Annotated in this window: 10 protein-coding genes; 5 read left to right on the top strand and 5 right to left on the bottom strand. The window is 52.7% G+C overall.

The genetic code is table 11. The annotated features are described in order from the left end of the window. The first annotated feature begins 104 nt into the window (after nt 1-104). Nucleotides 105-350, top strand: a complete 246-nt coding sequence (locus tag K0H81_RS12145) for an HP1242/YdcH family protein (protein WP_144198618.1) — start codon at nt 105-107, stop codon at nt 348-350. 107 nt (nt 351-457) lie between these two features. On the opposite strand, the gene K0H81_RS12140 is transcribed toward K0H81_RS12145, so the two are convergent. Then, nucleotides 458-1,327 (bottom strand): LysR substrate-binding domain-containing protein, encoded by an 870-nt coding sequence (locus K0H81_RS12140; protein WP_220058494.1) that lies wholly within the window; start codon nt 1,325-1,327, stop codon nt 458-460. 200 nt (nt 1,328-1,527) lie between these two features. On the opposite strand from K0H81_RS12140, the gene K0H81_RS12135 reads away from it, so the two are divergent. Together K0H81_RS12135 and fghA are read left to right on the top strand one after the other, a co-directional pair. After that, nucleotides 1,528-2,658, top strand: a complete 1,131-nt coding sequence (locus K0H81_RS12135; protein ID WP_286670433.1) for an S-(hydroxymethyl)glutathione dehydrogenase/class III alcohol dehydrogenase — start codon at nt 1,528-1,530, stop codon at nt 2,656-2,658. A 60-nt stretch (nt 2,659-2,718) separates the two neighbouring features. After that, entirely contained in the window at nt 2,719-3,552 is an 834-nt protein-coding gene (fghA, locus tag K0H81_RS12130) for an S-formylglutathione hydrolase (protein WP_220058493.1), read from the top strand. Between the two features lie 111 nt (nt 3,553-3,663). Here the strand turns inward: fghA and K0H81_RS12125 are convergent, their stop codons facing one another. The 4 genes from K0H81_RS12125 to ppsR all read right to left on the bottom strand — a co-directional run bounded on the left by K0H81_RS12125 (nt 3,664) and on the right by ppsR (nt 7,198). Continuing rightward, the gene (locus tag K0H81_RS12125) at nt 3,664-4,323 is read right to left on the bottom strand and encodes a response regulator transcription factor (RefSeq protein WP_011865344.1); all 660 of its coding nucleotides are present in this window, start codon (nt 4,321-4,323) and stop codon (nt 3,664-3,666) included. A gap of 244 nt (nt 4,324-4,567) precedes the next feature. Further along, nucleotides 4,568-4,993, bottom strand: coding sequence for an acyl-CoA thioesterase (locus K0H81_RS12120; protein WP_144198630.1), 426 nt, complete (start codon nt 4,991-4,993; stop codon nt 4,568-4,570). A gap of 153 nt (nt 4,994-5,146) precedes the next feature. After that, nucleotides 5,147-6,208 (bottom strand): 3-deoxy-7-phosphoheptulonate synthase, encoded by a 1,062-nt coding sequence (locus tag K0H81_RS12115; RefSeq protein WP_144198633.1) that lies wholly within the window; start codon nt 6,206-6,208, stop codon nt 5,147-5,149. A 177-nt stretch (nt 6,209-6,385) separates the two neighbouring features. Next, complete coding sequence (gene ppsR, locus K0H81_RS12110; protein WP_011865347.1) at nt 6,386-7,198, bottom strand: posphoenolpyruvate synthetase regulatory kinase/phosphorylase PpsR; 813 nt, start codon at nt 7,196-7,198, stop codon at nt 6,386-6,388. A gap of 126 nt (nt 7,199-7,324) precedes the next feature. Here ppsR and ppsA point away from each other — a divergent pair, with 126 nt between their 5' ends. Beyond that, nucleotides 7,325-9,694: a phosphoenolpyruvate synthase gene (gene ppsA, locus K0H81_RS12105; RefSeq protein WP_144198636.1), complete on the top strand. Its 2,370-nt coding sequence runs from the start codon at nt 7,325-7,327 to the stop codon at nt 9,692-9,694. 109 nt (nt 9,695-9,803) lie between these two features. Then, the gene (ydiJ, locus tag K0H81_RS12100) at nt 9,804-12,884 is read left to right on the top strand and encodes a D-2-hydroxyglutarate dehydrogenase YdiJ (RefSeq protein WP_220058492.1); all 3,081 of its coding nucleotides are present in this window, start codon (nt 9,804-9,806) and stop codon (nt 12,882-12,884) included. Nucleotides 12,885-12,946 lie beyond the last annotated feature (62 nt).

The raw sequence follows: 12,946 nt of genomic DNA, 5'->3' as shown, positions 1-12,946 counted from the left end.
CAGTATTTTGTGAGGTGGATGCTGACCAGGGGCGTGATGGCGTGCTACATTTATCAACAAGGCATAAAATTTATCCATTTATCTGCTCAAGTAAAGGGGGCCTTATGCTAGGTGAAAACCACTCGCTCATTAACGACTTTCCTGATTATCAAGACCTGATCCTCAAACTCACCGAATCCGATGATGGATTCGCGCAAGACAACAAGAAGTACAGTGCGTTAGACAAAGAGATCCGAACCCTAGAGCTTAACGATGCGCCTATCGACGATAGTGCCATGCATCAGCTTAAGCACGATAGAGCCGAGCTGAAAGACGCCCTCTATCAACGTCTGCTCGACGCCAGCAACTGACAGCCGAGCAGCCGTTAATCTGACGTTAAGCGTTAAATTAAACAAGAGAAACGCGCCTTCATACTAGATGAAGGGGCGTTTTTTATTGTCTTAAAACCTTGCAAGGTTTAGGGCAGGGCGCGGTCGAGAAACTCTACCATTAACTTCACCTTAGGTGAGAGGTGGCGGTTTTGGGGATAGAGGGCCCAGACCCCTTCGTTTGGCTCCTGATAGGCGTTGAGCACAGACACCAAACGACCCGCCTTGAGGTCCTGACCTATATAATAGTTGGGCAGCTGCACCAGTCCCAGCCCCTTAAGCGCCGCGTCTCTCAGGCCGTGGCCGGTATTACACCTCAGATTGCCCTTTATCTTAAGCTGGCGCTCGCGGCCCTGTTCGAGGAAACGCCAGTAGTCATGGTTGCCGATCAGGCAGTTGTGCCGGCTCAGTTCAGACAGGCTGTGGGGCTCGCCGAACCGCTTGAGATAGTCCGGTGAGGCGCACACATAGTTGATCCGCTGACTGATGCGCTTGGCGATCAGGCTAGAATCGGCCAACTTGCCGATGCGAATGGCCAGGTCTATGCCCACATCTACCAGTCTCACCTGACGGTTGGTGAGGGCGATATCCACCTCCACGTTAGGGTAGGCGAGTAGGAAGTCGTTGACGACAGGCAGGATATATTTCTCGCCATAGGCCACCGGCGCCGTCATCCTCAGTAGTCCCTGGGGCAGACCTCTTAAGCTGCTGAGGGCACGTTCGGCCTCTTCCAGGCCATCGAGCACCTGACGGCAATGCCGGTAGTAGAGCTGTCCCTCTTCCGTCATGGAGACCTTGCGGGTGGTGCGATAGAGCAGCTTGGTATCCAGCCTCTGTTCCAGCGCGCCTACCTGGCGACTCACCTGGGCGGTAGAGATCCCTAAGCGTTTGCCCGCTTTAGTAAAACTCTCTGTCTCCGCCACCGCGACAAACTCGCTGACCCCTTCCCATTCCTGCATGGCTATAAACCTATTATTACTATTTGGTAAAAATGATTTGTACAAAACGTAGATTATCATCTCGTGTGAAATAAATAAAATAGACACAAGTAATCAAATCCACTGTGATGCACCTGCTGGCGAGACAAGGTAATGGTCAGCGACTACATTGAAGTGGGCAGACAGATACACAGATACAGACACTAAATGGAGCAAGTGAGATGACAGACAAGTTTATTAAATCTAAGGCCGCCATCGCCTGGGGACCGGGCCAGCCATTATCGGTAGAAGAGGTGGATGTGATGTATCCCAAGGCTGGTGAGGTTTTGGTGAAGATTGTCGCAACCGGCGTCTGCCATACCGATGCCTTTACCCTCTCGGGTGACGATCCTGAAGGTGTCTTCCCGGCGATTCTGGGCCACGAAGGCGGTGGTATCGTCGAGGCGGTCGGTGAAGGCGTGACCAGTGTGGCGGTAGGGGATCACGTGATCCCGCTTTATACCCCTGAGTGTGGCGAGTGTAAGTTTTGTAAGTCGGGTAAGACGAACCTGTGTCAGAAGATCCGCGAGACCCAAGGTAAAGGCTTGATGCCAGATGGCACCACACGTTTCTTCAAAGATGGTCAGCCTATCTTCCACTATATGGGTTGCTCAACTTTCTCTGAATATACCGTACTGCCAGAGATCTCACTGGCTAAAGTCAATCCAGAGGCGCCACTGGAAGAGGTGTGTCTGCTAGGCTGCGGTGTGACCACAGGCATGGGCGCTGTACTCAACACGGCTAAGGTTGAGCCGGGTGCGAGCGTCGCCATCTTCGGTATTGGCGGCATAGGCCTGTCGGCCATCATAGGCGCGACCATGGCGGGTGCTAGCCGCATCATCGCCATCGACATCAATGAGAGCAAGTTTGAGCTGGCCCGCCAGCTAGGGGCTACCGACTGCATCAACCCTAAGCATTACGACAAGCCCATCCAGGAAGTGATTGTCGAGCTAACCGATGGCGGCGTGGATTACTCATTCGAGTGTATCGGTAACGTGGATGTGATGCGCTCGGCGCTGGAGTGCTGCCACAAGGGGTGGGGTGAGTCAGTGATCATCGGTGTCGCTGGCGCCGGCCAAGAGATCTCGACCCGTCCTTTCCAGCTGGTGACCGGACGCGTCTGGCGCGGCAGTGCCTTCGGCGGCGTGAAGGGACGCTCAGAGCTGCCCGAGATAGTTGAGAAGTACCTGCGCGGCGAGTTTAAGCTTAGCGACTTTATCACTCACACCATGGCGCTGGAGGAGATCAACACAGCCTTCGACCTCATGCATGAGGGTAAGAGTATCCGCTCTGTGGTGCACTTTAACCGATAGGCATCATTTGGCTTAGTTTAGGTGCAGACGCCCGCGTCTGCACCCTTTAGGGATGAGAGTATGACCATAGAAAATATCAGTAGCAACAAGTGCTTCGGTGGTTGGCATAAACAGTATCAGCATCAGTCTCGGGTGCTAAATTGCGCCATGCGTTTCGCCATCTATCTGCCGCCACAGGCCAGCGAGCAGAAGGTGCCAGTGCTTTACTGGCTGTCTGGGCTGACCTGCACGGATGAGAACTTCATGCAAAAGGCTGGCGCCATGCGTATTGCGGCAGAGCTGGGGGTGGCCATCGTAGCGCCCGATACTAGTCCAAGAGGGATGGAGGTGGCCGATGACGCTGCCTACGACCTGGGCCAAGGCGCGGGGTTTTATCTCAACGCGACTCAGGCGCCTTGGCAGGCGCATTATCAGATGTATGATTATGTGGTTGAGGAGCTCCCCGAGCTTATCGAGGCCCATTTTCCGGTGACCGAGGCGCGCTCTCTGGCCGGTCACTCCATGGGAGGCCACGGCGCCGTGACCATAGGCCTTAAGCATCCAGATCGTTATCGCTCTGTCTCGGCCTTTAGTCCTATCGTCAATCCTATCAACTGCCCTTGGGGGCAGAAGGCGTTTAGTGAGTATCTGGGTAAGAACCGTGACGCTTGGCTGGCCTATGATGCCTGTGAGCTGATGAAGCAGGCTAGTTGCGATCTGCCGATTTTTATCGATCAGGGCAGTAGTGACAACTTCCTCGAGGAGCAGCTAAGGCCAGAGGCCTTGATAGCGGTGGCTAAGGAGAAGGAGTATCCGCTGATCCTGCGCATGCAGGAGGGGTACGATCACAGCTATTATTTCATCGCCACCTTTATCGAAGATCACCTGAGATTCCACGCCAGTCATCTTTTATGACAGCTTCAGGCATTAAGTAAGTAACAAAAAGGGCTGTGAAAACAAACAGTCGGGAATAAAAAAGCCGAACGAGAGTTCGGCTTTTTTGTGCTGGCTTATCCTTGTTTTCTGCTATAGCTCGACCTTTTCCATCTCCAGCTGCTGCAGGGCGATAACTGCCTGAGTGCGGTTTCTCACCCCGAGTTTTCTAAAGATGGCGGTGGCGTGGGCCTTGATGGTGGCCTCGGATACGCCCAGGTCATAGGCGATCTGCTTGTTGAGCAGACCCTCGGCAAACATCTGCAGCACCTTATATTGCTGCGGCGTGAGATCGGCAAGCTTGGCTGCCATCTGATCCGTGGCATCTTCGTTGATCTCTTGCAGCTCTATGTTGTCCGGTAGCCAGATATCGCCATAGAGTACAGCCGTGAGGGCCTCCGAGAGGGTCTCCATGGAGGCGGACTTGGGAATAAACCCGGCGCTACCATAATGGACGGCGCGGCTGATGGTCATGGCATCTTCGTGAGCGGAGATCACCACTACAGGCAGTTCGGGGAAATGGGTTCTTAGGTGTATTAAGGTGGAGTAACCATGGGAGCCGGGCATCTGTAGATCCAGCAACACTAAGTCATAGGCGGTGTTGCCCTGTTCCAATAGGCCTTGTAGGGCTTCGGCACTATCGGCCTCAAACCACTGGGTGTCGGCAAAGGCGCCGCTCAATGCCTGTCGCAGCGCATTCCTAAATAATGGATGATCATCTGCGATGATGATGTGCAAGTTTTCGAGCTTCATTGCTTTTTGATTATCTTTGTTGCACTTGAAGGTAAAGTCAATGTAACAGATAAATGACTCAGTATTCTATTGCTTTTGTGTCTGGGTGATGGGATTTTTTCATTTTTACAAACAATTATTAGACTTAAGTCTAATGAGTCTTTGGCTGAGAGCGGGAGATACGAGGTGCGAGGTTAGGGAAGGTTAGAGGTGAGAGGTAATAAGTCGGCAGGTGTGCGCCCGCCGACAGGAGACCTTCTTAAAATCAGTCGCCGCTCCACACCTTAGTGGGTTTACGATCTTCATCCAGCGCCACAAAGGTAAAGACGCCGCGTATGGCATGCTCACGATGATCTTGGTACATATCTTCGACAAAGATGTTGACCTCAACCTTGAGGGAGGTGTTACCCACATAGATCACGTTGGCAATGATCTCTGCCAGGGTGCCGGCAGGAATCGACTTATTGAAGTCGATACGATCTGAGCTGACAGTAACAAGTGTCTTGCGGCAGAAGCGGGTAGCGGCGATAAAGGCGGTCTCATCCATCCAGGCCAGCGCCTCGCCACCAAAGAGGGTGTTGTGATGGTTGGTAATAGAGGGAAAAATCGCTTTGATCACCCGGGCTTCTGACTGCGCGATGCGCGCGCGAATGGCGTCAGAATACTGAGTTTCTGTATCGGTTAGGGGCATACGGCAACCTTAAGGTTATGCATTGAAAAAAACCGGCGGATTATACTGATAATCGCGGCTTAATGACAGCGCTGTAGCCCGGTAATGTGGTGGGTTTCATGACATTAAAAAAGGCTTCACGAGGAAGCCTTTTTAAAATAATCACATTAGGTATTAGCTAAGCTTTGCCATGCGCGCCTTGGAGGCTGCAGCAAGGTCTCGCAGTAGCTTTTCTGAGTCGGCCCAGTCGAGGCAGGCATCTGTGATGCTCTTGCCGTAAACCAGTGGTTCACCGGCTACCACCTTCTGGTTGCCCTCTTCGATAAAGCTCTCGGCCATGATGCCGGCAATCGCGGTCGAGCCTGAGGCGACCTGCGCCATGATATCTTTGGCGACCTCGAGTTGACGCTTATGCTGCTTCTGGCTGTTGCCGTGGCTAAAGTCCACCACCATGCGGTGAGACAGGCCCACATCTTTAAGCTTCTGCGCCGCAGCCTGAATGTCGGCCTCATGGTAGTTCGGCTGTTTGCCGCCGCGCAGTATGATGTGGCCATAAGGGTTACCGCTGGTGCGGTAAACGGCCATGGCGCCATCTTTATCTGGCGAGTAGAAGATGTGCGGTTCCTTGGCGGCGCGCACCGCGTCGATGGCGATATTGATGTTGCCGTCGGTACCGTTCTTGAAGCCGACCGGACAGGAGAGCGCCGAGGCCATCTCGCGGTGGATCTGACTCTCTGTGGTACGGGCGCCAACCGCGCCCCAGGTGATGAGGTCGGCAATATACTGACCGTTAACCATATCCAAAAATTCGGTGGCGATAGGCAGATTTAGCTCGGTGATCTCTTGCAACAGGTGACGCGCCAGGCGCAGGCCTTTGTTGGCATTAAAGCTGCCGTCGAGATCCGGATCGGAAATTAGCCCCTTCCAACCAACAGTGGTACGAGGTTTCTCGAAATAGACGCGCATCAGGATGCAGAGTGAGTCTTTGAGTTCTTTATGCAGCACGGCCAGACGCTTAGCGTAGTCGATGGCAGCCTGGGTGTCGTGGATAGAGCAGGGGCCGATGATCACCAGAAGACGTTTGTCTTCACCGGTGAGAATGGCTTCAACTTCACGTCTCTGTTGAACCAGGTAGTCGGCGGCGTCTTGAGTAAGCGGGTATTCAGATGCGAGTTTAGCAGGTGAAATGGCCTTACATAGTAATGTGGTGCGTAGTTCGTCTGTTTTAATGGTCATTCAATATACCGAGCGTTTGTCTTGGCTTTCGCCTGATTGCCTCGGATTATAACCAATAGTTGCTAGCTGCACAGGGGTAAACAGATGAAAATTTCCGGTATTTGTCTACATCTGTGCAGTTAGCTTGCCATTTGGGGCGCTTAACTTGTCTCTATATAGGCAGAGGTCAGCGCAGTTTTAGAACATATGACGTTCCAGGCCGGTGACATCCAGAATCTTGGTGGCGATCTCTTCTACCGAGTGGTTGGTGGTGTTGACGAAGGGAATGCGCTCGCGCTTATACATCATCTCTACCTCTTTTACCTCGATACGGCACTGTCTCAGCGAGGAGTAACGGCTGTTCTCCATGCGGCTCTGACGGATCTCATGCAGGCGCACAGGATCGATAGTCAGACCAAACAGCTTATGTTTGTTCTTCTTTAACACCTCGGGCAGCTTAAGGTTGTCCATGTCATCTTCGATGAAGGGATAGTTGGCCGCCTTGATGCCAAACTGCATCGACAGATACAGGCTGCTGGGGGTCTTGCCGCAACGGGAGACGCCCAGCAGTACTATGTCGGCCTTATCGATATGTTTCAGGGTCTGGCCGTCATCGTTTTCCATGGCGTAATTGATGGCGTCGATTCGCGCCTCATAACTGTGATTCGCCTTGCCGTGAGTTCTGTGGGTGACTGGAACCGCCTTGACGCCTAACTGATCTTCCAGCGGGGCAACGAAGGTGTTCAAGAAGTCATAGTCGATACACTCACTGCTATAGATGATGTCTCGGATCTCGGCTTTGACGATAGAATGGAACACAAGAGGTCGTTCGCCTGTTGTAATAAAACAATCATTAATTTGTGCTTTTACCGCCTCGGCTTTCTGAGTTGTCTCGACAAATGGAATAGTAAGTGCTTCAAACTCAACTGGAAATTGAGACAGTACCGCATGGCCAAAAACCTCGGCCGTGATCGCCGTCCCATCTGAGATATAAAAGACTTTACGTGACATTTTGACCTCTTGTAGTAATAAAATTACAAATAAAATTATAGATTTACGCGTCTTGCTGTGGAGTGTAAAATGCCGCTGCCCTCGTGTGAAGGGGCCACACTGAAATAAACTTGCGGAGATAGAACTGTGCAGCAATATGTACTCTGGTATCAAGAATTAGGCATGGGTGACGTCAACAAGGTAGGCGGTAAAAATGCCTCTCTTGGGGAGATGATCAGCAATCTAGCTAATGCAGGTGTTCAAGTGCCTGGTGGCTTTGCGACCACTTCCTTTGCGTTCAATGAATTTCTTGAACAAAGCGGACTTAACCAGAAGATATACGAGACGCTAGAAGCTCTAGACGTCGACGACGTGAATGCACTCGCCACCGCAGGTGCACAGATCCGACAGTGGGTTATCGATACCCCATTCCATAGCGAATTTGAGCAGGTTGTACGTGAGTCGTACGACAAGCTTGCCTCAGAAACTAGCGATGCATCGTTCGCGGTACGCTCTTCAGCGACTGCCGAAGATATGCCAGATGCATCATTTGCCGGCCAACAGGAAACTTTCCTGAACGTTAAAGGCTTCGACGCAGTACTGGTTGCCATCAAGCACGTATTCGCCTCTCTCTTTAACGACCGAGCTATCTCATACCGTGTACACCAAGGTTATGACCACAAAGGCGTTGCGCTTTCAGCTGGCGTACAGCGTATGGTTCGTTCAGACACCGCCGCTTCAGGTGTGATGTTCACCATGGATACCGAGTCAGGTAACAACGACGTAGTCTTCGTGACCTCTTCATTCGGCCTGGGTGAGATGGTAGTACAAGGCGCGGTGAACCCAGATGAGTTCTATGTTCACAAGCCAAGCCTAACCGCAGGTCACAAGGCCGTTGTTCGCCGCAATATCGGTAGCAAGTTGATTCAGATGGTTTACTCTGACGACCTGAGCCACGGTAAGCAGGTGAAGATTGAAGATGTACCTGCCGACATGCGTCGTCAGTTCTCTATCAGCGATGAAGAGGTGATGGAGCTGGCTAAGCAAGCCATGATCATCGAGAAGCACTACGGTCGTCCAATGGACATCGAGTGGGCTAAAGATGGTAACGACGGCAAACTGTATATCGTACAGGCGCGTCCAGAAACCGTACGTTCACGTGAAGATGTACAGCTGATCGAACGTTTCCACCTCAAGACTAAGAGCGAAGTGATTGGCGAAGGTCGTGCCATCGGTCACAAGATTGGTAACGGTACCGCTAAGGTTCTGGCTTCTATCGAAGATATGGACCAGATCCAAGAAGGTGACGTACTGGTTACCGACATGACTGACCCAGATTGGGAGCCAATCATGAAGCGCGCCAGCGCTATCGTTACTAACCGTGGTGGCCGTACTTGTCACGCGGCGATTATTGCCCGTGAACTTGGCGTACCAGCGGTAGTAGGTTGTGGCGACATCACAGACAAGATCAAGCATGGTCAGCAGGTGACTGTTTCTTGTGCCGAAGGTGACACAGGTTACATCTACGAAGGTATCCAAGAGTTTGACGTTATGTCTTCTCGCGTCGATTCTATGCCTGAACTACCGATGAAGATCATGATGAACGTGGGTAACCCAGACAGAGCGTTCGACTTCGCTCGTCTGCCTAACGAAGGTGTGGGTCTGGCCCGTCTCGAGTTCATCATCAACCGTATGATCGGTATTCACCCTAAGGCGCTGCTTGAATTCAACGACCAAAGCGCCGAGCTGCAGCAAGAGATCCACGAGATGATCGCCGGCTACGAGTCACCAGTAGAATACTACGTGGCACGTCTGGTTGAAGGTATCGCGACTATCGCATCGGCCTTCCATCCGAAGAAAGTTATCGTACGTATGTCAGACTTCAAGTCTAACGAGTACGCTAACCTGGTTGGTGGTGACCGTTACGAGCCGGAAGAAGAGAACCCAATGCTGGGCTTCCGCGGTGCAAGCCGTTACATCTCTGAGTCGTTCCGCGACTGTTTCGCCCTAGAGTGTGAAGCTATCAAGCGTGTACGTAACGAGATGGGTCTGACGAATGTAGAGATCATGATCCCATTCGTACGTACGCTGGAAGAAGGCCGTCAGGTTATCGAACTGCTGAAAGAGCAAGGCCTGGAGCGTGGTAAAGATGGTCTACGCGTCATCATGATGTGTGAGCTGCCGTCTAACGCCCTGCTAGCCGACCAGTTCCTCGAGATCTTCGACGGTTTCTCAATCGGTTCGAACGACTTGACCCAGCTAACCCTAGGTCTGGACCGTGACTCAGGCATCATCAGCCACCTGTTCGACGAGCGTAACGAAGCCGTTAAAGCCCTGCTGGCAATGGCTATCAAGGCCGCTAAGGCGAAAGGCGCTTACGTGGGTATCTGTGGTCAAGGTCCTTCTGACCACGCCGACTTTGCGGCTTGGTTGGTAGAGCAAGGCATCGACACCGTATCGCTTAACCCAGATACAGTGATCGATACCTGGTTATACCTGGGTGAAGCTCACGCTTAATTATTCTTTAGATAGAATAAGCTAATTGACGAAAGCCGCTTTTTAGCGGCTTTTTTTTGTTTATAATGGCAACATTATTTTAATAAACACCAATTGAAAAGAAGTCATCATGCTCCCTAAGTTATCCCATCAACAGACCCTAGAGCCTGTCTATTTGGCGTTTCTCGACGCCCTTGCCCAGAGCAATTATTGTGGCGATATCGATAAGCGTTACAGCGCGCGTCTCGCCCAGGCAACGGATAACTCTGTCTACCAGTTTCTGCCTCAGGCCGTCTTGTATCCCAAGACTCAGGCCGATGTTAAGCTGATCATGACCCTGGCGACTAAGCCAGAGTTTAAACCGGTAGTCTTTAGTGCGCGCGGGGGCGGCACAGGCACCAACGGTCAGTCGCTGACCCATGGCCTCATTCTGGATCTGTCGCGTTATTTCAATCAGGTGATTGAGATCAACGAGAAGGAGCGCTGGGTGAGGGTGCAGGCCGGTGTGGTCAAAGATGCGCTCAACGACGCGCTGCGCCCCCATGGTTTCTTCTTTAGCCCAGATCTCTCAACCTCTAACCGCGCAACCATGGGCGGCATGATCAACACAGACGCCTCGGGCGCCGGCTCGCTGGTCTATGGCAAGACCTCTGATCATGTGCTCGAGCTGACCAGCGTGCTTTATGACGGTAGTGTGCTGGAGACCAAGCCGCTGGATCTAAAAGCGCTCGAAGCCTTAGATGCGCTGAAGTCCCCAAGCCTGGGGCAGGCGCTGCAGCGTGATATCGCCCGCATGACACGGGAGCACAGAGGCGAGGTAGAGAGCCGCTTTCCCAAACTCAACCGTTTCCTGACAGGTTATGATCTGAAAAATGTCTGGAACGAGGCTGTCGATGAGTTCAACCTGTCGCGCATTCTTACCGGCTCCGAAGGCACGCTGGCAGTGATCACCGAGGCCAAGCTGGATATTACGCCGCTGCCCAAGACCCGCATGATGGTCAATATTAAGTATGACTCTTTCCAGTCGGCGCTGCGTCACGCGCCGGATCTGGTCAAGGCTAAGGCGACCGTGGTGGAAACCGTGGATTCTAAGGTCCTTAATCTGGCCAAGCAGGATATCATCTGGCATTCGGTGTCATCTCTGATTGAAGATGTGCCGGGCGCCTCCATCGATGGCCTCAACATGGTGGAGTTCGCCGGTGAGCCAGAAGAGGTGGAAGCCAAAGTTAAACAATTAGAGGCGATGCTCGATACTCAGCTTGCCGCTAAGCAGGCTGGCCTGCTGGGATATCAGGTCACATCGGATAAGGCGAGCATCAACACCATCTACGCTATGCGTAAGAAGGCGGTGGGGCTGCTTGGCGCTACTAAGGGAAGCCGCAAGCCTATCGCCTTCGCCGAAGATACCGCTGTGCCGCCTGAGAAGCTGGCCGACTTTATCATGGAGTTTAGGGCGCTGCTGGACAGCCATGAGCTGCAATATGGCATGTTCGGTCACGTAGATGCCGGCGTGCTGCATGTACGTCCGGCGCTGGATATGTGCGACCCGCAGGATGAGCGACTGCTCAAGACGGTATCGGATCAGGTGGCGGCCCTGACCCTCAAGTATGGCGGCCTGATGTGGGGCGAGCATGGTAAGGGGGTACGTGGCGAGTATGGCCCATCTGTTTTCGGCGAAACCCTGTTTGGTCTGCTCGAAGAGGTCAAAGGCTATTTCGACCCCAATAACAAGCTCAATCCAGGCAAGCTGGTGGCACCTAAGGGCAGCGGACCGCTACTCTATAACGTCGACAGCACCAAACGAGGCGCTTTTGACCGCCAGATCCCGGTCAACACCCGCGAAGCTTTCCCGGATGTGATGAACTGTAACGGCAATGGCCTCTGTTTCAACTACAGTGTCTATTCGCCCATGTGCCCCTCATTTAAGGTGACCGGGGACAGGGTACAATCGCCGAAAGGGCGCGCGGGACTGATGCGCGAATGGCTGCGCTTATTAGAAGCCGAAGGCGTGGATGTCGAGGCCTTAGCCAAGGCTAAGCCTCTGGGTTGGCTGCAACGCACCCAGAACACCCTGAAGAAAGAGCGCGAATATGACTACTCCCACGAGGTGATGGAGTCGTTGAAGGGCTGTCTCGCCTGTAAGGCGTGTTCGTCTCAGTGCCCGGTGAAGGTGGATGTGCCCAAGTTCAGGGCGCAGTTCTTCAATATCTATTACCAGCGCTATCTGCGTCCGGTGAAAGACTATCTGGTGGCAGGAATTGAAGAGAGTCTGCCATTGATGGCCAAGGTGCCTCAAATCACCAACTTTGCCTCACAAAACAAGCTGAGTCAGTGGGTGATTAAACAATCTATCGGCTATGTGGATGCGCCAGCGCTGTCAGTGCCGACGCTTAAGCAGCGCCTGGAGAACCACGCCTGCCGTGGCTATGACCTGAATGCCTTGCAGCAGATCCCACAAAGCGAGCGTGATCAATATGTGCTTGTGGTGCAAGACCCGTTCAATAGTTTCTATGAGGCCGAGACGGTTTACCACTTTATTAAGCTGATTGAGAAGCTGGGCTTCAAGCCAGTGCTACTGCCCTTTAAGCCTAACGGTAAGCCGATTCATATCAAGGGCTTCTTGGATAAGTTTGCCAAGACGGCTCAGTCCAGCGCCGATTTCTTGAATCAGGTGCACGCCCTAGGCATGCCTATGGTGGGGGTAGATCCTGCCATGGTGCTATGCTATCGCGATGAATATAAAGAGATCCTGGCTGAAAATCGTGGCGACTTTAACGTGCTGCTGGCCAACGAATGGTTGCTCAAGGTGATCGACGCCGTGGCGCCGACAGCTAAGTCAGCTAAGTTAAATGTGTCAGCAGATTCGGCTAATGCTGGTAGGCAGTTTACCTGGTTCAGTCACTGCACCGAATCCACGGCCAAGCCCAATACGGCCAAAGAGTGGCAGGCAATATTTAGCGCATTTGGTGCCGAGCTAAGCACAGTCAGCCTTGGCTGCTGCGGCATGGCGGGCACCTATGGTCACGAGAGCGATAACCTTAAGCGCTCCAAGGCCTTATATGAGATGTCCTGGGAGAAGGCCATAGAATCGCTGCCACATGAGCAGATATTGATCTCTGGTTATTCTTGTCGTAGCCAGGTGAAACGTTTCGGTGGCTTCAAACCCAAACACCCGGTGCAGGCGCTGCTGAGTCTTATTGATAATGGTTAGTCATTGCATGGCTAATCTGTTCATGGTAAATCAGCGCATGGCCAATGAGCTAACGAGAGACT

The organism is Shewanella halotolerans (assembly GCF_019457535.1).
Taxonomy (GTDB): Bacteria; Pseudomonadota; Gammaproteobacteria; order Enterobacterales; family Shewanellaceae; genus Shewanella; species Shewanella halotolerans.
The sequence above is the reverse complement of the archived record's forward strand: the minus strand, read 5'-3'. Positions and strand labels throughout refer to the sequence as shown.

Coding starts and splice junctions, on each gene's coding strand:
- K0H81_RS12125 (WP_011865344.1), bottom strand. CDS start 4,323: ATGAAGCTCGAAAACTTGCACATCATCATCGCAGATGATCATCCATTA.
- K0H81_RS12145 (WP_144198618.1), top strand. CDS start 105: ATGCTAGGTGAAAACCACTCGCTCATTAACGACTTTCCTGATTATCAA.
- K0H81_RS12135 (WP_286670433.1), top strand. CDS start 1,528: ATGACAGACAAGTTTATTAAATCTAAGGCCGCCATCGCCTGGGGACCG.
- K0H81_RS12120 (WP_144198630.1), bottom strand. CDS start 4,993: ATGCCCCTAACCGATACAGAAACTCAGTATTCTGACGCCATTCGCGCG.
- ppsR (WP_011865347.1), bottom strand. CDS start 7,198: ATGTCACGTAAAGTCTTTTATATCTCAGATGGGACGGCGATCACGGCC.
- K0H81_RS12140 (WP_220058494.1), bottom strand. CDS start 1,327: ATGCAGGAATGGGAAGGGGTCAGCGAGTTTGTCGCGGTGGCGGAGACA.
- ydiJ (WP_220058492.1), top strand. CDS start 9,804: ATGCTCCCTAAGTTATCCCATCAACAGACCCTAGAGCCTGTCTATTTG.
- K0H81_RS12115 (WP_144198633.1), bottom strand. CDS start 6,208: ATGACCATTAAAACAGACGAACTACGCACCACATTACTATGTAAGGCC.
- fghA (WP_220058493.1), top strand. CDS start 2,719: ATGACCATAGAAAATATCAGTAGCAACAAGTGCTTCGGTGGTTGGCAT.